The organism is Aerophototrophica crusticola (genome assembly GCF_012913305.1).
GTDB classification, from domain to species: Bacteria; Pseudomonadota; Alphaproteobacteria; order Azospirillales; family Azospirillaceae; genus Niveispirillum; species Niveispirillum crusticola.
Window position 1 is genome coordinate 612,501 of sequence record NZ_CP051775.1, and the last position, 21,065, is coordinate 633,565.

Below are 21,065 nucleotides of genomic sequence, written 5' to 3' on the forward strand. Positions count from 1 at the left end.
GTCGTCGGAAGCGGGTTTGATGAGGGGGGATCAGCGCCGGGACCGTACCCGCGCCGACACCGGCTCCGGCCGGGTCGCGACCCAGGCAGCGGCGGCCGTGAGGCCAAGGCCTGCCAGCAGGAAGATCGCCGGGTGGGACAAGACCAAGGGCGACAGCACGATGGCTGCGAGGGTCATGCCCGACAACGCTATCCCCTTGCCCTGCCGGCTCACCGCCCCTGTCTCAAGGAACAACCGCACCGGCCCGCCGAAACGGGGATGGGCCAGCAGTCGCTCCACCCGCCGATCCCCGGCCCGCAGCAGGCAGACCGCACCCAGGATCCAGAAGATGGTCGTCGGCATCACCGGCAAGGCCATGCCCACGAATCCCAGCAGCACAAGGCCGTAGCCCGCCAGCTTCCATCCCGCCCGGGCCAGGGGGTGCCGTACCATCGTCACAGACCATCCCTCATGTCATGTCCCCCGTCCGCTGCGCGACCCTTTGTCCTGTGGAGAAACCTAGTCTTGGCATCATCTGTGATGAAATCGATTGTTCAGATTGATATCATCGGAAGCAGCTATGGTGAACCCGGGCCGGCAACCGGCCCCACAGCCTTTTCCCAGGGACGACCGATGAACCTGCGGGACCTCCGTTACCTGCTCGCCGTGGCGGAACACCGGCATTTCGGCCGGGCCGCCGAGGCCTGCAATGTCAGCCAGCCCACCCTCAGCGGCCAGATCCGCAAGCTTGAGGAGGAGTTGGGGGTTGAGGTGTTCGAGCGCACCAACAAATGGGTGGTCCCGACCGAGGTGGGGGAGCGGCTGCTGACCCAGGCGGCAAAGGCGGTGGAGGCGGCGGACGGCCTGGTTGCCGCGGCGCGGGCGGCGCGGGACCCCTTGGATGGTCCCCTGACCCTGGGCGTCATCCCCACCCTGGGCCCCTATCTGATGCCGCTGGTCTTCGGGCCCTTGCGGGATGCCTACCCGAAGCTGCGGATCGAGCTGTGGGAGGACACCACCGACAATGTGCTGGAGCGGCTGCGCGCCAAGCGGCTGGATGCCGCCCTGATCGCCACGGACCCGCCGGAGGGGCTGGTGGACATCCCCCTGTTCACCGAGCCCTTCCTGGCCGCCCTGCCGGAAAACCATCTCCTGGCCGGGCGCGCCCGCGTGGCGGAGGCGGACCTGGCGGATGACCTGCTGGTGCTGGCGGACGGGCACTGCCTGCGCGACCAGGCCCTGGCCGCCTGCGGGCGGGCCGACGCGCGCGCCGGCGCCTTCCGCGCCGCGGGGCTGGAGACGCTGTTGAACATGGTGGCGGCAGGTTACGGGACGACCCTGGTGCCTGGTCTTGCCGCCGGGGCCCTGCGTGGCCGGGGGATCGCGTTGCGGCCTTTAGAGGGTATGCCGGGCCGCACCGTGCGGCTCGTCAGCCGGCCCAGCTTTCCGCGGGGCAAGGCCCTTGAAGCCGTGGCCGATACGGTCCGCCGGGTTGCCCCCCGCTGCGACGAGGCTCCCGTCGGGGTTGACGCCTAAGTCACGGGCGCGGGCCAGTCGTAGGGCCAGAGGCATCACAGCCAGGCCCAGCCCCACGGCGAACCACAGGGTGGCCACGCGGCAGACCATGGTCGCGGGCACGGCCACCCCCATCCCCACGCCGGCCACGGCCAGCAGGCCCAGCATGGTGGCTTCCGTCCCGCCCAGCCCGCCGGGGACCAGGGTGGCCCCACCCACCAGCATGGCGGCGGTGAAGATGAAGGTCGCGGTCAGCACGCTGACATCGGCGCCCAACGCCTGGAGCACCAGGTAGAAGCCCACGCATTCCGCCAACCAGCCCAGGGTAGCCAGCACCATGGCCCCGGCCAGCATGCCGGGGGTGAACAGGTTGCCGGTCAGCCGGGCCGCCCGCCGGGCCTTGCCGAACAGCCTTGGCCAGCGCCCCACCACCCGATAGCCCAGGGTCACCGCCAAGGCGGCCAGGCTCGGCCGGGCCGCGAACAGGCCCAGCATGGCCAGCACGCCCACGCCTACGGCCACCATCCAGGGCTGGCCGGACGCTGCGGTCAGCCCGGCCAGCAGCAGCAGGGCGATGCCGCCAAGGTCCGTCAGCCGGTCCGCCACCAACAGGGGCAGGGTCCGCTCATAGGGTTCGCGCTCACACCGTTCCATCAGCCACAGCCGCAGCACCTCCCCCACCTTGCCAGGCGTGGTGGTCAGGGCGAAGCCGGCCACATAATACAGGGCCGACCGGCTGGGCCGCACCCGCATGCCCAGGTGCCGGCTGTACAGGTGCCAGCGCCAGGTGCGCAGGGCATAGTTCAACAGCGACAGGCCGAAGACGGCGGCCACCAGTGGGATGCTCAGGCGGGACAGGCTGGCCAGGACCTTGTCCCCGCCGGCAAAGGCCGCGGCGGCAGCCATGATGGCTGTGAACAGCAGGATGGTGGCGGCGACCGCCCATTCCACCCGCCGGCCCGGTGCCACGACCTCGATCTTCATTCCATCCCCGCCATCCGTTGCCTGCCACCCGGTCCCCGGGACCGTGGACGCGGCCATGCGGCAGTGCAAACAAGCCAGGGGCCGCCTTTTGTCAGGGGGCCGGAAGGGGCAGCCCATGCGAACCAGCTCAGGCCCGCAAACCGGCCCGCTACGGAATTCGAAAGGGGTGGCGGCACGGCCAAGGCCGCAGCTCGCACCCCGTCCGGGGCACTGTCCCCTTGGCCGGGAATGGGTTAATGGAACCCGACAGCCCGCCCGGCGCCTTCTTCCCGCCGCCACCGACCCCTTCTGCCGGGGGCCTGTCCCCTCCGGTGAGCCCAACACGGGTCTGGGCTGGCCAATCCTTTAACCGCCGTCTGTCCCCCATCGGTCACGGCTGGAAAAGCCATGCTTAGCCGGGGGTTAACCATGCTGGCGCCAGTCTCCCCGGCACCATGACCTCCCGGATGAACCTGCCCTTCCGCCCCGCCCGCCTCGCCCGGATCGCCGGCCTCCTGCCGGTGGCCCTGGCCCTGGCCGCCTTCGTGGCGCCGAGCGCGCCTCCACCCCCGGCCCCGGCGGTAGCCCACCTGCCGCCCGCCCCACCGGTGCCGCTGCTGCGCCAGGAGATGCGCCGCGTCTGCCAACTGGTGGGCGAGGTGGAGCGCGCCACCGGCCAGCCCACCCTGAACCGGACCGAGAGCCGCTTCGGCTTCTGGGGCACGGACCTTGGCGCCTCCTTCACCCACAAGGACCGCACCGTCTTCCTGTTCGGCGACACCCATGTGCGGCCCGGCCTCGCCCGGCCCAAGGATGTGGACTTCATCGCCAGCACCGCCGACAAAGACCCGGAGGACTGCCTGTCCCTGGACGTCCCCACGGCGCCGGACGGCGGCTTCCAACCCTTCGTCCTGCCGGACACCTACCAGGGCGCCTTCGGCGTTCCCACCGGCGGTTTCAGCCTGAATGGCCGGATGCATGTGTTCGCCTCCGCCGAATATGCCCCGGCAACGTCATGGCCCGCAGCGTGCTGGCCACCTCGGACGATGACGGCCACAGCTTCGCCGTCCGGTTCGAGCTGTCGCGTGAGCGCTTCATCAACGTGGCCCCCGCGGTGGTGGAGCGGCGGGACGTGCCCGGGCTGCCGCCGGGGGAGGGGCAGGCGGTGCTGCTGTGGGCAGCGGCCGCTACCGGGCCAGCGACCCGTTCCTGGCCGTGCTGCCCGCCGACCGGGCCGACGACAAGGCGGCCCTGCGCTACTTCGCCGGGCTGGACCCGGCCGGTGCCCCGCGCTGGAGCGAGCGTGAGGCGGACAGCCAGCCCCTGTTCAACCAGCCCTGCCTGGGCGAGATGTCGGTCAGTTGGGACCCGCGGCTGGGGCGCTGGCTGATGCTGTACAATTGCGGTGCCCCGCGCTCGCAGATCGTCATGCGCAGCGCGATGCAGCCCTGGGGCCCCTGGTCGGCCCCGCAGGTGCTGTTCGACCCGGAGCGGGACGGCGGCTTCTGTGAGTACATCAACCCCGGTCCCCTGCGCATGGTGGCCCAGCCCGTCGGCCGGGTCTGCGCCGCCCGCGGCGACCCGCACGTGCCCGACGCGGTGGGTGACGCCTATGGCCCCTACCTGTTGGCCGGCGCCGGCAAGGTCAGCGCCGACGGCCGCGGTTCCGACGTCTATTTCCTGATGAGCACCTGGAACCCCTACACCGTCGTCCTGATGCGGGCCACCCTGTCCCTGCCGCCGGGAAGCTGACGGCAGGGGTGATCGAAGCGCAGGCCGGCGCCGGTCACGCGACCATGTGGTTGCGGGCCGGCAGTTGCTGATCCCCGGCGGCATGGGCGGCAGGCTCCCGCCGCTGTTGTGAGAAGCCCACCAGGCACAGCAGCAGCGCCCAGCCATAGGCGGAACCCAGCGTGGCCTGCTGCCAAGCGGGGGCGGCCATGAAATGGTCCAGTACCGTGGGCACGGGGATCACCAGCAGGGCCGCGGCCAGCAGCAGGGCCGGGTTCATCCGGCCGGACAGGAAGGCGGGCAGCAGGAACAGGCTGTAATGCACCCAGGCCAAGGGGGAGGCCAGCAGCGCCCCCAGCAGGCCCAGGGTGCTGGCCCGCATCGGGTCGGGCCTCGATCGCCAGGCCCACCAGGCCAGCCCCGCCAGCAGGGCCAGGCTGGCCAGCTTGCCCGTGCCATGCAGCCCCATCCGGTCCAGCAGCCCCGGCAGGCTGGCATTGGTCAGGAAGACGCCCCTGTTGATGTCATTGGCCACCACCTGGGCCCACTGGGCATAGGTCTCGAACCCGAACACCAGCCCCGCAAGCAGGCTGAGGGCCAGGGCGCAGGCCCCTGCCGCCAGGGCAGGCACGAAATGCCCCGCCAGGAACAGCAGCCCCGGCCAGACCAGGAAGTTGGGCTTAACGGCGATGACGATCCCGATCAGCAGCCCCGCCGCCACGGGCCGTCCCTTGTCCAGGCACAGCCAGGCCCCGACCGCGGCCAGGGCCAGGGGCACATAGATCTGCCCCAGCACCAGCGTGTCCCAGAATCCCGCCAGGGCGAAGGCCCACAGGCCGGGCAGCAGCGGGTCCTCCCGCCGATAGCGGCGCAGCAGCAGCAGGACCAGGATGCCATAGGTGACGAAGCTCACCGCCCACCAGATCCGGAAGGCGTGGAACGGCTCCAGCGTGGACAGGGGCCCGAACAGCAGCAGGCCCACGGGCGGGTTCAGGTTGGGGTTCCAGACATCGAAGCCCGGCAGGACCACGTGGAAGGTCAGGGGCGGGTACAGGCCATAGGGGTCCAACCCCTCCAGCGCCGCCTTGCCCGATCCCATGAAGGACCCGAAATCCAGCAGCCCCGGGCCGGGCAGGGACCGGGACAGGGCCCAGCCCGCCAACAGGGCCAGCAGGGCACACAGCAGTCCCGCGGCCCAGCGCGGAAGGGGCCGGGGGGAAAGTGCGGGAACCCTGTCCTGCATCAGCTTGCCTCCTGCCGGTGGGCGACGGACTCCGCGGGCGGCTGCTCCGGCGCGATCTCCAGGATGGTCAGTTCCGGCCCGCACTCGACCACCCAGGCCCAGGGCTGGTCGGGGACGGTGTCGCATCCCTTGTCGAACAGCAGGGCGAAGACCTTGCTGTCGCTGCCCGTTTCGGCCAGGGCCCGGGCGGCGGCGTGGGTCTGCTCCAGGAAGCCGCCAAGCTCCTTGTCCGTGACCACCCGGGTGATGGGGTTCCGGCCCAGGGGCAGCAGCTCCTCGACCGCGGGGGTATAGACCAGCGGGTTCTGGCCCTTGCGGGCGAAGATGTTGGTCACCGCCGCATCCCGCCGGATGGCGGCATAGGCGGCGGTATGCTCATGGGTGGGCCACAGGCCGCGGGTGCTGATCCAGCCCGGCATCTCGAAATACCGGCCGAAGGCGGGGACCACCACGGCGCCCTCCGGCAGCTTAGCCACGCTCTCCAGCACCCGGTCATAGGAACGTTCCTGCGCCCGCCAGTCCTCCAGCACCAGGGCCGACCGCGCCCCCAGCAGGGCCAGCAACCCGACAGAGGCGATGACGGCCACCTTGCCCCCCGCCACGTCAGGCCGCGGCACCAGGGCCACGGCCAGCAGCAGGAACACGGCGATGGCGATGCGGGCGTCCAGGAAGAAGGACCCCATGGCCGTATAGGGCAGGGCGATCACCAGCAGGGCATATGTCCCGGCCGCCAGCAGCAGGGCGCCACTCGCCCTCACCCGCCCGGTAACGATACCCAGCAGGGCCAGCAGGGCCAGACCGGCCAGTGTGGCGTAATCCGCCGCCGTGTCGCCGGTGGACAGCACCCGGGTGAAGGGGGACAGCTTGCCCCACAGGGTCATGTCCCAGGCGAAGGCCATGGGCAGCCCGCCCGCCGGGCTGCGGGACAGGAAGATGGCCAGGGGCGGCCCGAAGATCAGGGCGGAGACGACCAGCCGGCCCAGCACGGGCCCGAAGCCACGCTGCCGCTCCCGCCAGGCGCGGCACAGTTCCAGGATGGCGATGCCCACGGCGAACAGCCCGAACGCCACCAGGTGGGCGAAGAAGACCAGCAGCGCGAATGCCACGCCGCTGAGCAACTGCCCGGCCCGTGTGCGCCGTTCCAGCCAGACCCAGGCCGCCAGGCCCCACAGCAGCAGGGCCAGCCCCAGCTCATAGTTCAGGAAGCCCCAGATGAACATCTCATGATAGGCCAGCCCCGCCACCAGCAGGGGCCAGGGCGACAGCCGCCCGGCGATGGCCCAGCCCAGGGCGGCCCCGCCGGTGACGATGCCGCCCAGGATCAGCAGCAGCAGCACCTTGCCCGCCGCCTCGATCCCCATCGCGGGCTCCAGGGCCAGCAGCACCAGGTCCGACAGCACGTTGGGCAGCAGCAGCGCGTCGCGGGTGAAATTCTCCTGGAAGGCGGGCACGCCCTCCCAATTGGCCAGCACATGGACCCTGGCCAAATGGTTGGCATAGTCGAACAGCGGCGGTGTCTCCACCAGCAGCACCGGCAGGGCCATGATGCCCAGGCACAGCGCCAGCAGCAGCAACATGCCGCCGTTCCCGATGCTTGCCCGACTGGAATGCATGCCTAGCCCGTATCCTGTCCGTCCCGGCCACCCGGACGGGCGACCGGCAGGAAACGGCGTCAGGCCACCATCGGCGCAGCCGACCTTCGGCTTAGCCCTGGCGGGGGAGCAACCCGGTCTTTCTTGACCAGAGCCGCTGCATATAGGCCTGCAGGACGGCCACCTCGCTGGGATCGGCGGCCGCGCAGCGCACCATCAGGCGCCGGATCAGGTCCGGCAAATCCCGTGGTGGGGTCGAGCCGTGGCGGAACCGGGCCAATTTGCCGTCCATCCCAACCTCCTGTCCAAAAACCTCCCCAACCGCGGCCCCGGTGCCTTTGCGGCCCGGTGCTTCTCGTTTGGCATGCTCAGACATTGCATAAAGGATGCCAGAGCGGGGCGGTTCCGCAAGGGGTGTGTGGATTACGGGGATGGCACAAAAGCGCTCCCGGATTTGCCGGAAGCGCCCCGGGCAAAGTCAGAGGATTCTCAATCCGCGGATATCCGGCCGCTGGTCCAAATGGTGGATGCGGTCGATCAGGGCCACGGCCTCCGCGGCCTGGTCGATCTCCCCGAACAGCAGCAGCAGCCGGGCATAGGCGTCCAGCGCCTCGGCCACCACCTCGGCGTCGGTGGCGCCCTGGGCGGGGAACCCGTCCTCGTCCAGCACCAGGGCGCCGTCGTCGGCCAGCGCCTCTGCCACGGTGGTCACGGCATCGGCCAGGCCCGACTCGTCCCCCTCCGGCACGGTCAGCACGTGCTCCAGCAGGTCGATGCGGGCAAGGCGGGCGGCGACGTATCCGGCCATGTCTTCGGGCCCTCCGGCGGTCGGGTCAGGCAGCATGCGCCAGGTCCGGGCCGCCCAACAGGGCAAGCGCCGCCCCTTGCGCGGACACCAGGTCAGGGTGGCGGGAAACGTCCCGCCCGTCCACGCGGATCGACCAGCCACCCGCACCGGGGACGGCCAGGTAGACCAGCGCGATGGCCTTGCCGCCGGCCTTCAGGGCCAGCCGGCGCGGGGTCTGGAAGAACCAAACAGGGGAACTCGTCATCATCTCTCTAGCCAGCGCCGGAACGGCCGGCGGCATCGGGGCACCCGGCCCCTGGGGAACGGCACGAATATGGGCGGCTGTTCCCGCCGGTCCCAGGGGTTGGGCGTCAGACCTGCTTTGCGAGTCGCCCGGGTCGTCTGCGCGCCCCTTGTCCCCGGCCGGGCGTGCATCACCCTTTCCCCGATGCTAAGCATGCGCAAACGATTCCGGAGGAAGCCCCCGTGACCCCACCCCGCGTCCTTGAGGACCCCGCTGGCAGCGATGCCGCCATCGCCCGCGGCGTCCCCTTGAAGCCCATCGAGTCCGTGGCCGCGGAGCTGGGCGTCCCGGCCGACGCGGTCTACCGCCACGGCCCCTTCAAGGCCAAGCTGGCCCTGGACTGGGTGCTGGCCCGGCGGCCTGCCAAGCCCGGCAAGCTGATCCTCGTCACCGCCATCAGCCCCACCCCGGCGGGGGAGGGCAAGACCACCACCACCATCGGCCTGGGCGACGCGCTGCGCCGCATCGGCAGGCGTGTCGCCATCTGCCTGCGGGAACCCAGCCTGGGCCCGGTCTTCGGCGCCAAGGGCTGCGCTACCGGCGGCGGCAAGGCCCAGGTGGCGCCGATGGAGGAGATCAACCTCCACTTCACCGGCGACCTGCACGCCATCACCGCGGCCAACAACATCCTGGCCGCGCTCATCGACAACCACATCTACTGGGGCAACCCGCTCAACATCGACCCGCGCCGGGTCACCTGGCGCCGCTGCCTGGACCTGAACGACCGGGCCTTGCGGAACATGGTCATCGGCCTGGGCGGCGCCTCCCAGGGCGTCCCGCGGGAGGACGGGTTCGACATCACCGTGGCGTCGGAGGTGATGGCCATCCTCTGCCTCGCCACCGACCTTGAGGACCTCCAAGCCCGCCTCGGCCGCGTCATCGTCGCCCAGACACGGGACAAGAAGCCTGTCACCGCCGCCGACCTGGACGCGGTGGGCGCCATGACCGCCCTGCTGCGCGACGCCATGGCCCCCAACCTGGTGCAGACGCTGGAGGGCACGCCGGCCCTGGTCCATGGCGGGCCCTTCGCCAACATCGCCCATGGCTGCAACAGCGTCATCGCCACCCGGGCGGGCCTGTCCCTGGCCGACTATGTGGTGACGGAGGCGGGGTTCGGCGCGGACCTGGGTGCCGAGAAGTTCCTGGACATCAAGTGCCGCCTCGCCGGGCTGGAACCCTCCGCCGCCGTGGTGGTCGCCACCGTGCGGGCGCTGAAGATGCATGGCGGCGTCGCCAAGGCGGACCTGAAGGGGGAGAACGTGGCCGCCGTCACGGCGGGCTGCGCCAACCTGGTCCGGCATGTGGAGAACATGCGCAAGTTCGGCCTGCCCGTGGCCGTGGCCATCAACCGCTTCACCGCGGACACGGAGGCCGAGCTGGCCGCCGTGGCGGAGGCCTGCCGCGCGCTCGACGTGGAGGTCCACCTCTGCAACCATTGGGGGGAGGGCGGCGCCGGGGCGGAGTCGCTGGCCCATGCCGTCGCGGCCCTGGCGGACGGGGGCACCGCCGCCTTCAAGCCGCTCTACGCCGCCGACCTGCCCCTGACCGAGAAGATCCGCACCATCGCGCGGGAGATCTACCGCGCCGACGACGTGGAGTTCCCGGCCACCGTCCGCGCGCGGCTGGCGGAGTTCGAGGCCCGCGGCTTCCGCGAGGCGCCGGTCTGCATGGCCAAGACCCAGTACAGCTTCTCCACCGACCCGGATGCCAAGGGGGCGCCCACCGGCTTCACCCTGCCGGTTCGGGAGGTGCGGTTGTCCGCCGGGGCCGGCTTCGTCGTGGTGCTGTGCGGCGACATCATGACCATGCCCGGCCTGCCCAAGGTCCCGGCCTCCAGCCACATCGGCGTTTCACCCGCGGGCCACATCGTCGGGCTTAGCTGACTGCATACATTTGCGCCCGATTTCCGTCAGCCAGCGACTTTTGGATACTTCCCGAAGATGTGCCGAACCGGATAGGTTGCTTTTGGCGTTTATGCGGTGTGTCCAGGCCCGGGCACTACCGCTTGCGAACGGGGCGCTTCATCGCCGTTTACTCGCCTTCGGGCGTCGCGACGGCGTACTGGACAGGCAAAAGCTGATTTCTGGGGCTTGCACCTATCCGAAAGCGTCCCATTTGCTCTGTTAAATGGGCTGTTAATGGGGTTTAATGCTATCCCATGGCGAAGAGAACAGATGACGAGCTGATCGCGGCCGCTTTGGCCTACGATGCGGCGCTCGCGGATGAGGACCAGGCCGCGATAGCCCTGGCCCTCTCCAAGTTTCGTGAGACCTGTGCCCGCTACCGGGCCGCGGGGCATGAGGCAGGCAACGTCCTGTCCGCGCTGACCCCGACCCAACTGGGCATCCTGACCCGGATGTCCGCGGGCGACAGCAACGTGGAGATCGCGGAGGCCCTGGGCATCAAGGCGGGAACGCTGAAGGTGCACGCCACCGCCATCTTCAAGGCCCTGGACGTGCGCAACCGCATCCAGGCCATCGACACCTACTGGCGCGCCATGGGCGAACCGCGCGGCATCGAGGGCAAGCTGTCCCAGCTGCCCAAGCTGGCCAACCTGTTCCGCCCGGGTGAGAACAGCCGCAGCAACAGCAACAGCAACTCCCCCGGCAACCTGAACTACGCCCTGGCCGCCATGCGGGCGGGCGACGAAGGGGACCTGGTGGCCATCGACCGCCTGCAGGAAGCCGGCATCTTCGAAAGCCTGCCGGACGTGGAAACCCCCGCCCCGGCCGCTTCCGAGAAGCCGCAGCGGGCCCGCCGCGAGAAGTGATCGGCAGACGCCATTGACAGCCCAAGGGGCCCGGGACGGCAAGCCGCCATCCCGGGCCCTTTGTTTTTCACCAATTGTCAGCGTCGGCCTGCTCCCGGCACCCCCTCACACCGACGTCCCCGGCACCGGCTTGCCGTCGGCGCCCACCACCACCTGCCCGTCCTCCTTGGTGAACTCGCCCTGCTGCGGGTCCGGCAGGATCTCCAGCACCTTTTCCGAAGGCCGGCACAGGCGCACGCCCAGGGGCGTCACCACGATGGGCCGGTTGATCAGGATCGGGTGGGCCGCCATGGCGTCCAGCAACTGGTCGTCCGTCACCGACGGGTCGCCCAGGCCCAGCTCCGCATAAGGTGTGCCCTTCTCCCGCACCACCTCGCGCACCGGCACGCCCATGCGGCGGACCAGGTCGGCCAGCTCCGCCCGGCTGGGCGGGGTCTTCAGGTACTCCACCACCCGCGGCTCCACCCCGCTGTTGCGGATCATGGCCAGGGTGTTGCGGGACGTGCCGCAGGACGGGTTGTGGTAGATGGTAACCTCGGTCATGCCTTTCCCCCTCGGAATTGTTGCCGCGCCGCAGCATAGGTCCGGGCCTATGGCGGCCATAGCCTATGATACGCATAGCTAACCGCCCCCGTCCGATCCCGCTAGCGTCCCCCTCGTGCCCCCGCGTCGCGGGGTGCCGAACAGGAACTGAGGGAGAGACGTCATGAAGAAGTGGTCCAAGCCCCGCGTCGTCGAGGTCTCCGTCGGCTGCGAGATCAACTGCTACGCCTGCGCCGAGATCTGAGGCCGTACCCCGCCCGCCACCGACGAAAGGGACGAGACGCCATGCGCATCGTGATCCTGGGTGCGGCGGCAGGCGGGGCTTCCCCCAGTGGAACTGCAATTGCGGGGGCTGCCGCCGCGCCCGCGCCGGTGACCCGGCCGCCAAGCCCCGCACCCAATCCTCCCTGGCCGTCAGCGCCGACGGGGAGCGGTGGGTACTCCTGAACGCCTCGCCCGACCTGCGCCAGCAGATCCTGGCCAACCCGGCGCTCCACCCCCGCCATGGCGCCCGGCACAGCCCCATCGGCGCCGTGGTCCTGACCAACGCGGACGTGGACCACATCATCGGCCTGATCGACCTGCGCGAAGGGCACCCTTTCAGCCTCTACGCCACACCGGAAATCCAGGACGTGCTGGCCGCCAACCCGGTGTTCGGCGTGCTGAACCCGGCCCTGGTCAGCCGCCGCCCCTTGGCCCTCAACGGACCCGTGGAGATCGACACCCCCACCGGCCCTAGCGGCCTGAGCGTGGAGATGTTCCCCGTCCCCGGCAAGGTCGCCCTGTTCCTGGAATCCGAAGGCATGCGCCTGGACCAGGAAACCGGCCACACGGTGGGCCTCGAACTGCGCGCCAACGGCCGCCGTGTCGTCTATGTCCCCGGCTGCGCCCGGGTGTCGGATGCCCTGTTCAACCGCATGCACGGGGCGGACGTGGTCTTCTTCGACGGCACCGTCTGGCATGACGATGAGATGCAGGCCGCCGGGGTCGGCACCAAGACCGGCCGCCGCATGGGCCACCTGCCCATCGCTGGCCCGGACGGCTCCCTGGCAGCGCTCCAACACCTGCGCGCCGGCCGCAAGATCCTCATCCACATCAACAACACGAACCCGATCCTGCTGGACGACAGCCCGGAACGGGCGGCCCTGGCCGCCGCCGGCTGGGAGGTGGCGGAGGACGGGCGGGAGGTCACGCCATGACGGAATTGCTCAGCGCCGCCCAACTGGAAGAACGGCTCCGGCATGTGGGGGAGACGCGCTACCACCACCTCCACCCCTTCCACAAGCTGCTGCACGGCGGAAAGCTGACCAAGGGTCAGGTCCAGGCCTGGGCGCTGAACCGCTACTACTACCAGGCCAGCATCCCGCGGAAGGACGCGACCCTGCTGGCCCGCCTGGACAACGCCGCCGACCGCCGCGCCTGGCGCCAGCGCATCATCGACCATGACGGCATGAAGGAGGGGGAGGGCGGCATCGCCCGCTGGCTGATGCTGACCGGCGGCCTGGGCCTGGACCAGGACTATGTGGAGGGCTGCCGCGGCATCCTCCCCGCCACCCGCTTCGCCGTGGACGCCTATGTGCACTTCGTGGCCGAGCGGTCGGTGCTGGAGGCGGTGGCGTCCAGCCTGACGGAGATGTTCAGCCCCATGATCATCGCCAACCGGGTGGCGGGCATGCTGGCGAACTACGACTTCGTCAGCCAACAGACCCTGGCCTATTTCCAGAACCGCCTGACGGAGGCACCGCGCGACGCGGATTTCGCCCTGGCCTACGTCAAGCACCATGCCCGCACGCCGGAACAGCAGCAGCAGGCCATCGCCGCCCTGACCTTCAAGTGCGACGTGCTCTGGGTCCAGCTCGACGCCCTCTACCACGCCTACGTGGCCCCGGGCCATGTCCCGCCCGGCAGTTTCGTGCCGCAGGAGTAAGTGATGCCGGCCGTCACCGCCGAAAGCCGCCCCAAGCTGCCCCGCCATGCCAAGCTGCGCTTCGACAAGGCCCGCGACGGCTGGGTCCTGCTGGGGCCGGAGCGGGTGCTGATGCTGGATGAGGTGGCGGCGGGGGTGTTGCGGCGCTGCGACGGCGCCACCACCCTGGACGGCATCGTCACAGCCCTTGCCACCGAGTATGAGGCCGACCCGGCGGAGGTCCGCGGCGACGTGGAAACCCTGCTCCAGGACCTGGCCGACAAGGGGATGCTCGACCCATGACCGCCCCCGCGCCCCCCTGGCCCTGCTGGCCGAGCTGACCCACCGCTGCCCGCTGGCCTGCCCCTACTGCTCCAACCCGGTGGAGATGGTGCGTGCCGCGGGGGAACTGCCGACCGAGACCTGGAAACAGGTGATGACGGAGGCCGCCGATCTGGGCTGCCTCCAGGTCCACTTTTCCGGCGGCGAACCCACGGTCAGGAAAGACCTTGAGGAGCTGGTGGCCCATGCCGCCCAGGTCGGCCTCTACAGCAACCTCATCACCTCGGGCGTGCTGGTGGACACGGCCCGCCTTGCCGGGTTATCCGCCGCCGGCCTGGACCATATCCAGGTCAGCTTCCAGGACACGGAGGTCGCGTCGGCCGAGCGGATCGGCGGCCTGCGGGGTGCCCAACCCAGAAAGCTGGCCTTCTGCCGCGCGGTGCGGGAAGCCGGCCTGCCTCTGACCCTCAACGCCGTCGTCCACCGCCAGAACCTGGACCGGCTCCAGGAGATGATCGACCTGTCCCTGGACCTGGGCGCCTCGCGGCTGGAGGTGGCCCATGTGCAGTATTACGGCTGGGCCCTGAAGAACCGCGCCGCCCTCATGCCCACAAGGCAGCAGTTGGAGGCGGCGACGGCCGTGGTGGACGCGGCCCGCGTCGCGCTGAAGGGCCGCCTGGTTATCGACTACGTCGTCCCCGACTACTACGCCAGCCGCCCGAAGCCCTGCATGGGCGGCTGGGGCCGGCGCTTCATCACCGTGAACCCCAGCGGCAAGGTCCTGCCCTGCCACGCGGCGGAAAGCATCCCCGGCCTGGAATTCCAACGGGCGGGGGATGTCCCCCTGGCCGACATCTGGGACTGGGGCCCCGCCTTCGAACGCTTCCGCGGCACCGGCTGGATGCCGAGCCTCTGCCAGACCTGCGAGCACAAGGAACGCGACTGGGGCGGCTGCCGCTGCCAAGCCCTCGCCCTCACCGGCGACGCCACCGCCACCGACCCCGCCTGCGCCAAAAGCCCCTTCCACCGGGATTTGGTTGCCGTGGCGGAGCGGGAGAGTGCGGCGGATGTGGGGGAGTTCGTGTACCGGCGGTTTTCATAACGTGAGTGCAAATCGCTGATGTCACCCCGGCCTCCGAGCCGGGGTCCTCGGGATCGCGTCGTGCCAATCACCGAAAGCCCAACCCGCTGTCCACGGCTCAACCTACAGGAACAGTGATGACGGTGATGGCCAGGGATGACAGTGATGCCTCGCTCCTTTTCGGGCCACAGCGCCCGTGCCCGGCCGGGTTCTGGAACGCAGAGGACGCAGATGGCCGCAGAGGACACAGAGGGGTCGGCGCGCCGGTGCCGTAGAGCTAGACCCGTTTCCCGCAGACTGGAAACGGGTCTAGCCTTTTGGGTTCCTCACTCGCCGGCGCCGCATCCGCGGCTTGGCTTACGCGGGCATGGGCCCGCGCGGCGGCAGTCGCCGCCGGAGCGTGTTTACGGTCAGCGTAAACACGCTCTAGATGAAGCCCCCAAGCTGCCCGGCGCCGCAGGCGCCAGACAAATCCATTCTCACGCAGGCACCGACTCCCGTCCAAGGCCGAACCCATCACTGTCATCCCGGCCATTACCGCCATCACTGTTCCAGTAAGTCCAAAACCTCTCTGTGTCCTCTGCGGCCATCTGCGTCCTCTGCGTTCCAAAGATCCCCATCCGCCGCATCGACGCTCATCGGAATGCCCGCTGCCGCGCCATCGGCACTACGGCTTTCCCAAGGGCCCCGGGGTCAAGCCCGGGGTGACCTCCCGCGCCCTGCAAAGTCAGTGACAAAAATCCTATTCCCTGCCACACTCACCCCCGCGCGCCCTCCCCAGGGCCGCCGGTTCTTGGACAGCGTGAACACCCACCACCATCCCCCTTAAAGTGACAAAGGTGACGCGATCGCAACCCCGTCTCCTTTGTCTCCTTAAGCCCGAAACCCCAACGATCCCAACACCCTGGGATGAGACACGCGTCACCTTAAGCGTCACCTTTGGTCACCTTAAGGTCAACTTTGTCTCCGATCTCACCGCCCCCGCGCCTTGCACCCGCTCTCCCCCAGATCGTCGCCCAGGCTGTCCAGCGGCGTGCGCTGGTGCAGGAACCCTTCCTGGGGGGAGACGGAGACCAGAAGCCTGGGGTTGGCCAGCAGGATCGGTTGGCGCAACTGCCCGTCCCAGGGGCGGAAGCTCAGGGACTGGCCCTTGAAGCCGGCCAGGGCGAAGGCGGGGCCCTGGATGAACCTCGCCAGCTCCTCCGGGTCGGCAGACTTCACCCGGCTCGCCGCCTCGCCCACGGCGCGCACCGCCACCCAGGCGGCATAGTCCCGCTCGGTCATCGCCCGGCCGGCGGCGGCCTGGAAGCGGTTCTGCAACTGGGTGCCGCCCCACATCTCGAACACCCGGCTCCAGGCGGTGGGCACCAGCTCATGGGTGCCGGCCACGGGCCGCGGGCGGGCCGTGCGGTGGGACAGGTAGTCGCCGAACCGGTCCCCCTCGTCCGCCACGATCAGCACGTCATGGTCCGCGCCGTTGGTGAAGGTCTGGACCACGTCCCGCTCGTTGGTGAAGCCGTCGTCGGTGCGGGCGTTGCCCACATCGAAGGTCCAGGGCTTGTCCTCCACGATCCGGGCGTTCAGGCGCTTGGCCGTGCGGCGGATGGCGTCGGCATAGGCCTTGTCACCCGGCCCCGGCCCTTCCACCAGGAACCAGCGGGTCCAGCGCTTCAGAGCCAAGTACTGCCCCAGCGCGTCGGCCAGCATGCGGCGGCTGGGCACCGTGTGCAGCAGGTTGGGCCGGCAGTCCTGGTTGCGCAGGGCGTCATCCCGCGCCCTGGCATTGATCACCAGGGCCCCCTTGGCGGCCGGCATGTCCGCCAGGGCCAGCAGCTCCTTCGCCGGCAGGTCGGCCACGATGATGCGGATGCCCTGGGCCAGCAGCCCCTGCGCGGCCTCCGCCAGCTTGCCCGGCTCCTCCGCCACCGCCTCCACCAGGGTGAAGTTCTGCTTCAGGAACCTGCCCGTGGTGTCATTGTCCGCCACCCCCACCCGCGCCCCCTGCAACCCGCCGTCGCGGATCACCGGGTCCAGGAAGGACAGGCTGCTGCTCGGTTCCTCCGCCAGGCCGATGAAGCCGATGGGGATGGTCAGGGGCTGGGGCGCCGCGTTGCTTGCCGGCACCGCCGCCTGGGCAAGGGCCGGGCGGGGCAGGGGGCGGCACTCGCCAGGGCCGCCAGGGCGGCCCATAGGACGATGGTTCGGGCCTTCGCTCTCCGCTGGCGCACGGGCGCCTCCCCAAGGAATTCTCTTTCCCCTAGCAATCAATGGGTTAGCTTACATATTGGGGCCGCTACCATTCGACTAATGTCTTACGGTCGCAAGGCCCTCGGTCACTGGCAATGGCCCGGACCCTCCGATAGAGTCTGGCCTATGTAGCTCCCCCCGTGACATCAGGGTATCGTGGGGGCGGACGTGGCGGGGCCGAACCCCGCGGCGGCAAGGGATGGGATGATGCGTGGCAGCAACCCGCAGCCCCTCCGCAAGGCATGCACCCAGGCGGCCGATGCGGACGTGGCCGCGCAGGACATCTTCGAGCAGTTGGGCGGGCCGGACGTGGCCCTGGTGCTGCTGTTCGTCTCCACCCACCATGACCTGCCCGCCCTGGCCAAGGCGTTAGCGGCGCGCTTCGGCGACGTGCCCGTGGTGGGCTGCACCACGGCGGGGGAGCTGACGCCCTTCGGCTACATGGACGGCGCCGTGACCGGCGTCGCCTTCCCCAAGGACGGCTTCGCCGTGGCGGTGGAACGGATCGACCGCGTCAGCGGGTTTGAGATCGGCGACGCCAAGCCCGCCGCCCGCTCCCTCCTGGCGAAGGCGGAGGTCGCCTCATCCCGCCTCGGCCCCGGCGCCCGCCGCATCGCCCTCTTCCTGGTGGACGGGCTGTGCGTGAAGGAGGAGTTGCTGGTCAGCGCCCTGTTCGACGCGCTGGGCGACGTGCCCCTGATCGGCGGCTCCGCCGGCGACGACCTGTCCTTCAAGAACACCTACGTGCTGCATGAGGGGGAGTTCCGGCAGGACGCGGCCCTGCTGCTGATGCTCTGCACCACCCGGCCCTTCAAGGTCTTCCGCAACCAGCACTTCGTCCACACCGACCGCAAGATGGTGGTCACCCAGGCCGACCCCGCCCGTCGCATCGTGACGGAGATCAACGCCGAACCCGCGGCGCGGGAGTACGCAAGGCTTGTGGGGCTGGAGGGCGAACCCCTGACGCCCATGATCTTCGCCGCCCACCCCGTCGTGGTGCGCACCGGCGGTGAATACTATGTGCGGGCGATCCAGAAGGTGAACGACGACGAGAGCCTGACCTTCTTCTGCGCCATCGATGAGGGCATCGTGCTGACGGTGGCGGACGGGGTGGACATCGTCCGCAGCCTGGAGGATTTGTTCGACCAAGTCAGCCGGGAGATCGGGCCCCCCGACCTGGTCCTGGGCTTCGACTGCGTCTTCCGCTCCCTGGAGCTGGAGCAGAAGCAGCTCAAGCAGTCGGTCAGCCGGCTGCTGGGCCGCAACAACGTGGTCGGCTTCTGCACCTATGGTGAGCAGTACAACGCCATGCACGTGAACCAGACCTTCACCGGTTTGGCCATCGGGATGGCCGCGGCGGCGACTGCGCCGCTGGTGGGGGCGCTATGACCGCCCGCTTCGCCGACCTTCCCCTGCCGGCCAACCAGCCGGAAACGTCCGAGCAGGCCCGCATCCAGGAGCTGGAGCGGGAAAACTTCAAGCTGCGCCGCATCAACAAGGCCCTGATGGACCGGGTCGAGCGCAGCATGGACTTCCAGGGCAACGCCTTCAGCCTGTTCCAGACGGCCATCGTCCTGGAAACCAAGGTCCGCGACCGCACCCAGCAGCTTGAGGAGACCCTGCGGGAACTTGAGGCCAGCAATGCCGAGCTGGCCCGCGCCAAGGAAACGGCGGAAACCGCCCAGACCCGCCTGAAGGAAGCCATCGAGAGCGTGAACGAGGGCTTCGCCCTGTTCGACCGCAACGACCGGCTGGTCCTCTGCAACAAGACCTACCTGGGCCTCTGGCCGGCCATCGCGGACCGCATCCGGCCCGGCATCAGCTTCACGGAGATCGCGGCCCTGGCGGCGCAGCAGCGCTCCGTCATCAGCGCCCTGGTGGCGCCGGACCGCTGGGTGAACGAGCGGCTGGCCCAGCATGCGGAAGCCGACGGCGCCCATGTCCACGCCTTGTCCGACGGGCGCTGGATCCAGATCAATGAGCGGCGCACCCGCGACGGCGGCATCGTCGGCATCTACACCGACATCACCGACGTGAAGGAGCACGACGCGCGGGAACGGGCGCGGGAACTGGCGGAAAAGTCGGTCCTGCTCCAGGCCACCCTGGACAACATCCCCCAGGGCGTCTGCGTGTACGACAAGGATTTGCGGCTGGTGGCCTGGAACGACAGCTATGTCCGGCTGCTGGACCTGCCGCCCGACGTGGTCCATGACGACGCCACCTATGGCGACTTCCTGCGCCACAACGCCGGCCTGGGCGACCGCGGCTTCCCGGCGGAGGCGACGGCCTGGGACCCGGGGGACCCGCACCCCCTCAGCTTCGAGCAGGCCTGGCACAACGGGCTGATGCTGGAGGTGCGGCGCAACCCCATGCCGGGGGGCGGCTTCGTCACCACCTACACCGACATCACGGAGCGCAAGCGGATCGAGCAGGCCCTGCGCGACGGCGAACAGCGCATCCGCCTGATCACCGACGCCATGCCGGCCCTCATCGCCTATGTGGACGCGGGCGAGACCTACCGCTTCGTCAACCGGCGCTATGGCGACCTGTTCAAGCGCCCGCGGGAACAGATCATCGGCACCACGATGCGCGACCTGCTGGGCCCCCAGGCCTATGAGGTGCGCCAGCCCCATGTCCGCGCCGTCATGGCGGGGGCGGAGACGCGGTTCGAGCTGGAGTGGCCCCTGCCGGAGGGCGGCAAGCGCTATTCCCAGGCAGCCTACATCCCCCACTTCGCCCCGGACGGGGAGGTGGTGGGCTTCTTCTCCCTGATCCAGGACGTGACGGAGCGGCGGGCCGCCGCCGACGCCCTGCGGGAAGCGAATGAGGGGCTGGAGCGCCGGGTGGCGGAGCGCACGGCCGCCCTGACCCAGGTGAACCGCCAGCTTTTCCAGGAAATCGCCGAGCGCCAGCAGGTGGAGCAGGCCCTGCGGGAGGCGAAGACCGCCGCGGAGCAGGCCAACCTGTCCAAGACCAAGTTCCTGGCCGCCGCCAGCCACGACCTGCTGCAGCCCCTGAACGCCGCGCGGCTGTTCGTCTCCGCCCTCTGCGACATGGACCAGGAACCGGCTTCCCGGGTGCTGGTGGAGAAGACGGACGCCGCCCTGCTGTCCGTCGAGGATCTGCTAGAGGCGCTGCTGGACATCTCCAAGCTGGATGCCGGCGTGGTCCAGCCGCAGGTGGACGATTTCCCCCTGTCCGCCCTGCTGACCAGCATGCAGCAGGAATACGCCCCCGTGGCGTCGGAACGGGGCCTGAAGTTCAGCGTGGTGCCCAGCAAGGCCGTGGTGCACAGCGACATTCGCCTGCTCCGCCGCATCCTGCAGAACTTCGTCTCCAACGCCCTGCGCTACACCCGCCGCGGCCGCGTGCTGGTGGGCTGCCGCCGGGTGCCGGAGGGCCTGCGCATCGACGTGGTGGACACCGGCCCCGGCATCCCCCTGGACAAGCAGCAGGAAATCTTCGAGGAGTTCCGCCGCCTGGACACGGACCGTCCCGCCGGCCGCGACCGCGGCATGGGGCTGGGCCTCGCCATCGTGCAGCGGGCCGGGCGCATGCTGAACCACCCCATCGGCGTCACCTCGGTGGTGGGCAAGGGCTCCGTCTTCTCCGTCACCGTGCCCCTGGGCAAGCGTCCCAGCCCGCCGGTCAGCCCGCGCCCGGCCGCCACCTCGGTGCGCAGCCCCCTGACGGGGGCCAAGGTGCTGGTCATCGACAACGAGCACGCCATCCTGGACGGCATGGGCGCCCTGCTGAAGGGCTGGGGCTGCCAGGTGGAGGTGGCCTCTTCCGGCATCGAGGCCATGGACGCCCTGGTCCGCTTCCAGAGCCCGCCGGACGTCATCATCGCCGACTACCACCTGGAGGACGGCGCCCTGGGCGTGGATGAGATCGCCACCGTCCGCCGCGCCTGCGCCCGCCCCGTCCCCGGCCTAGTCATCACCGCCAACCGCACGGCGGAGGTGCATGAGAAGGTGCAGGAACATGGCCTTCCCGTCCTGACCAAGCCGGTCAAGCCCGCCCAGTTGCGGGCGCTGATGACACAGTTGCTGGCGTAGTCGACGGTGCCCTCTCCCCAAGGAGAGGGGAAAGAGGCCGTGATCCATGTCATGGCGGGAACCC

General features: G+C 69.8%; 19 protein-coding genes and 2 pseudogenes. 12 read left to right on the plus strand and 9 right to left on the minus strand.

Translation table 11 applies throughout. From position 1 onward, the window contains the following. Positions 1 to 30: 30 nt before the first annotated feature. Positions 31 to 432 carry a YbaN family protein gene (locus HHL28_RS02905; RefSeq protein ID WP_075773158.1) on the minus strand — a complete coding sequence of 134 codons (402 nt, stop codon included), beginning with the start codon at positions 430 to 432 and terminating at the stop codon, positions 31 to 33. Positions 433 to 612: 180 nt separating this feature from the next. Here HHL28_RS02905 and HHL28_RS02910 point away from each other — a divergent pair, with 180 nt between their 5' ends. Further along, complete coding sequence (locus HHL28_RS02910; protein WP_075773157.1) at positions 613 to 1,515, plus strand: LysR substrate-binding domain-containing protein; 903 nt, start codon at positions 613 to 615, stop codon at positions 1,513 to 1,515. Positions 1,516 to 1,599: 84 nt separating this feature from the next. Here the strand turns inward: HHL28_RS02910 and HHL28_RS18210 are convergent. After that, a pseudogene (locus HHL28_RS18210) lies at positions 1,600 to 2,595 on the minus strand (lysylphosphatidylglycerol synthase transmembrane domain-containing protein); the annotation flags it as partial. 329 nt (positions 2,596 to 2,924) lie between these two features. Between HHL28_RS18210 and HHL28_RS02915 the strand changes: the two are divergent. Then, positions 2,925 to 3,764, plus strand: a complete 840-nt coding sequence (locus HHL28_RS02915; RefSeq protein WP_169654654.1) for a DUF4185 domain-containing protein — start codon at positions 2,925 to 2,927, stop codon at positions 3,762 to 3,764. Beyond that, positions 3,673 to 4,209 carry a DUF4185 domain-containing protein gene (locus HHL28_RS02920; RefSeq protein ID WP_169654464.1) on the plus strand — a complete coding sequence of 179 codons (537 nt, stop codon included), beginning with the start codon at positions 3,673 to 3,675 and terminating at the stop codon, positions 4,207 to 4,209. Before HHL28_RS02915 ends, HHL28_RS02920 begins: the two co-directional genes overlap by 92 nt. Before the next feature lie 34 nt (positions 4,210 to 4,243). Here HHL28_RS02920 and HHL28_RS02925 read toward each other — a convergent pair whose 3' ends face one another. From HHL28_RS02925 to HHL28_RS02945, 5 genes are all read right to left on the minus strand, one after another. Further along, the gene (locus tag HHL28_RS02925) at positions 4,244 to 5,431 is read right to left on the minus strand and encodes a glycosyltransferase family 87 protein (RefSeq protein ID WP_075773154.1); all 1,188 of its coding nucleotides are present in this window, start codon (positions 5,429 to 5,431) and stop codon (positions 4,244 to 4,246) included. Beyond that, positions 5,431 to 7,008 carry a hypothetical protein gene (locus tag HHL28_RS02930; RefSeq protein ID WP_075773153.1) on the minus strand — a complete coding sequence of 526 codons (1,578 nt, stop codon included), beginning with the start codon at positions 7,006 to 7,008 and terminating at the stop codon, positions 5,431 to 5,433. The genes HHL28_RS02925 and HHL28_RS02930 overlap by 1 nt, the downstream gene beginning before the upstream one ends. Positions 7,009 to 7,135: 127 nt before the next feature. Next, positions 7,136 to 7,315 carry a hypothetical protein gene (locus HHL28_RS02935; protein WP_075773152.1) on the minus strand — a complete coding sequence of 60 codons (180 nt, stop codon included), beginning with the start codon at positions 7,313 to 7,315 and terminating at the stop codon, positions 7,136 to 7,138. A gap of 186 nt (positions 7,316 to 7,501) precedes the next feature. Next, a complete protein-coding gene (locus HHL28_RS02940; protein WP_075773151.1) occupies positions 7,502 to 7,831 on the minus strand; it encodes a hypothetical protein in 330 nt (109 codons plus the stop codon). Between the two features lie 25 nt (positions 7,832 to 7,856). Next, entirely contained in the window at positions 7,857 to 8,078 is a 222-nt protein-coding gene (locus tag HHL28_RS02945) for a hypothetical protein (protein WP_075773150.1), read from the minus strand. A 218-nt stretch (positions 8,079 to 8,296) separates the two neighbouring features. Between HHL28_RS02945 and HHL28_RS02950 the strand changes: the two genes are divergently transcribed. Continuing rightward, positions 8,297 to 9,997, plus strand: coding sequence for a formate--tetrahydrofolate ligase (locus HHL28_RS02950; RefSeq protein ID WP_075773149.1), 1,701 nt, complete (start codon positions 8,297 to 8,299; stop codon positions 9,995 to 9,997). Between the two features lie 275 nt (positions 9,998 to 10,272). Continuing rightward, on the plus strand, positions 10,273 to 10,884 hold the full coding sequence (locus HHL28_RS02955) for a helix-turn-helix domain-containing protein (RefSeq protein WP_075773148.1): 612 nt from the start codon (positions 10,273 to 10,275) through the stop codon (positions 10,882 to 10,884). A gap of 105 nt (positions 10,885 to 10,989) precedes the next feature. On the opposite strand, the gene arsC is transcribed toward HHL28_RS02955, so the two are convergent. Further along, positions 10,990 to 11,427, minus strand: coding sequence for an arsenate reductase (glutaredoxin) (arsC, locus tag HHL28_RS02960; protein ID WP_075773147.1), 438 nt, complete (start codon positions 11,425 to 11,427; stop codon positions 10,990 to 10,992). Positions 11,428 to 11,590: 163 nt separating this feature from the next. Here arsC and pqqA point away from each other — a divergent pair, with 163 nt between their 5' ends. The 5 genes and pseudogenes from pqqA to pqqE all read left to right on the plus strand — a co-directional run bounded on the left by pqqA (position 11,591) and on the right by pqqE (position 14,717). After that, positions 11,591 to 11,671, plus strand: coding sequence for a pyrroloquinoline quinone precursor peptide PqqA (gene pqqA, locus HHL28_RS02965; RefSeq protein WP_075773146.1), 81 nt, complete (start codon positions 11,591 to 11,593; stop codon positions 11,669 to 11,671). A gap of 127 nt (positions 11,672 to 11,798) precedes the next feature. Beyond that, positions 11,799 to 12,626, plus strand: a pseudogene (gene pqqB / locus HHL28_RS02970) (pyrroloquinoline quinone biosynthesis protein PqqB); the annotation flags it as partial. Further along, entirely contained in the window at positions 12,623 to 13,354 is a 732-nt protein-coding gene (pqqC, locus tag HHL28_RS02975; protein ID WP_083699549.1) for a pyrroloquinoline-quinone synthase PqqC, read from the plus strand. The pseudogene pqqB and the gene pqqC, both read left to right, overlap by 4 nt. Before the next feature lie 3 nt (positions 13,355 to 13,357). After that, complete coding sequence (pqqD, locus tag HHL28_RS02980; protein ID WP_083699548.1) at positions 13,358 to 13,636, plus strand: pyrroloquinoline quinone biosynthesis peptide chaperone PqqD; 279 nt, start codon at positions 13,358 to 13,360, stop codon at positions 13,634 to 13,636. Next, on the plus strand, positions 13,554 to 14,717 hold the full coding sequence (pqqE, locus tag HHL28_RS02985; RefSeq protein ID WP_169654656.1) for a pyrroloquinoline quinone biosynthesis protein PqqE: 1,164 nt from the start codon (positions 13,554 to 13,556) through the stop codon (positions 14,715 to 14,717). The genes pqqD and pqqE overlap by 83 nt, the downstream gene beginning before the upstream one ends. A 951-nt stretch (positions 14,718 to 15,668) precedes the next feature. Here pqqE and HHL28_RS02990 read toward each other — a convergent pair. After that, positions 15,669 to 16,886: an ABC transporter substrate-binding protein gene (locus tag HHL28_RS02990; protein ID WP_169654658.1), complete on the minus strand. Its 1,218-nt coding sequence runs from the start codon at positions 16,884 to 16,886 to the stop codon at positions 15,669 to 15,671. Positions 16,887 to 17,147: 261 nt separating this feature from the next. Here HHL28_RS02990 and nosP point away from each other — a divergent pair, with 261 nt between their 5' ends. Next, positions 17,148 to 18,332, plus strand: coding sequence for a nitric oxide-sensing protein NosP (gene nosP, locus HHL28_RS02995; protein ID WP_169654660.1), 1,185 nt, complete (start codon positions 17,148 to 17,150; stop codon positions 18,330 to 18,332). Next, positions 18,329 to 21,001, plus strand: coding sequence for a hybrid sensor histidine kinase/response regulator (locus HHL28_RS03000; RefSeq protein ID WP_075772074.1), 2,673 nt, complete (start codon positions 18,329 to 18,331; stop codon positions 20,999 to 21,001). Before nosP ends, HHL28_RS03000 begins: the two co-directional genes overlap by 4 nt. The last annotated feature ends 64 nt before the right edge of the window (positions 21,002 to 21,065 follow it).

Excerpts from the sequence above, each read along its gene's own strand:
- HHL28_RS02905 (WP_075773158.1), bottom strand. The coding sequence starts at position 432 with ATGGTACGGCACCCCCTGGCCCGGGCGGGATGGAAGCTGGCGGGCTAC.
- HHL28_RS02910 (WP_075773157.1), top strand. The coding sequence starts at position 613 with ATGAACCTGCGGGACCTCCGTTACCTGCTCGCCGTGGCGGAACACCGG.
- HHL28_RS02915 (WP_169654654.1), top strand. The coding sequence starts at position 2,925 with ATGAACCTGCCCTTCCGCCCCGCCCGCCTCGCCCGGATCGCCGGCCTC.
- HHL28_RS02925 (WP_075773154.1), bottom strand. The coding sequence starts at position 5,431 with ATGCAGGACAGGGTTCCCGCACTTTCCCCCCGGCCCCTTCCGCGCTGG.
- HHL28_RS02930 (WP_075773153.1), bottom strand. The coding sequence starts at position 7,008 with ATGTTGCTGCTGCTGGCGCTGTGCCTGGGCATCATGGCCCTGCCGGTG.
- HHL28_RS02935 (WP_075773152.1), bottom strand. The coding sequence starts at position 7,315 with ATGGACGGCAAATTGGCCCGGTTCCGCCACGGCTCGACCCCACCACGG.
- HHL28_RS02940 (WP_075773151.1), bottom strand. The coding sequence starts at position 7,831 with ATGGCCGGATACGTCGCCGCCCGCCTTGCCCGCATCGACCTGCTGGAG.
- HHL28_RS02945 (WP_075773150.1), bottom strand. The coding sequence starts at position 8,078 with ATGATGACGAGTTCCCCTGTTTGGTTCTTCCAGACCCCGCGCCGGCTG.
- HHL28_RS02955 (WP_075773148.1), top strand. The coding sequence starts at position 10,273 with ATGGCGAAGAGAACAGATGACGAGCTGATCGCGGCCGCTTTGGCCTAC.
- arsC (WP_075773147.1), bottom strand. The coding sequence starts at position 11,427 with ATGACCGAGGTTACCATCTACCACAACCCGTCCTGCGGCACGTCCCGC.
- pqqA (WP_075773146.1), top strand. The coding sequence starts at position 11,591 with ATGAAGAAGTGGTCCAAGCCCCGCGTCGTCGAGGTCTCCGTCGGCTGC.
- pqqC (WP_083699549.1), top strand. The coding sequence starts at position 12,623 with ATGACGGAATTGCTCAGCGCCGCCCAACTGGAAGAACGGCTCCGGCAT.
- pqqD (WP_083699548.1), top strand. The coding sequence starts at position 13,358 with ATGCCGGCCGTCACCGCCGAAAGCCGCCCCAAGCTGCCCCGCCATGCC.
- pqqE (WP_169654656.1), top strand. The coding sequence starts at position 13,554 with ATGAGGCCGACCCGGCGGAGGTCCGCGGCGACGTGGAAACCCTGCTCC.
- HHL28_RS02990 (WP_169654658.1), bottom strand. The coding sequence starts at position 16,886 with ATGGGCCGCCCTGGCGGCCCTGGCGAGTGCCGCCCCCTGCCCCGCCCG.
- nosP (WP_169654660.1), top strand. The coding sequence starts at position 17,148 with ATGATGCGTGGCAGCAACCCGCAGCCCCTCCGCAAGGCATGCACCCAG.
- HHL28_RS03000 (WP_075772074.1), top strand. The coding sequence starts at position 18,329 with ATGACCGCCCGCTTCGCCGACCTTCCCCTGCCGGCCAACCAGCCGGAA.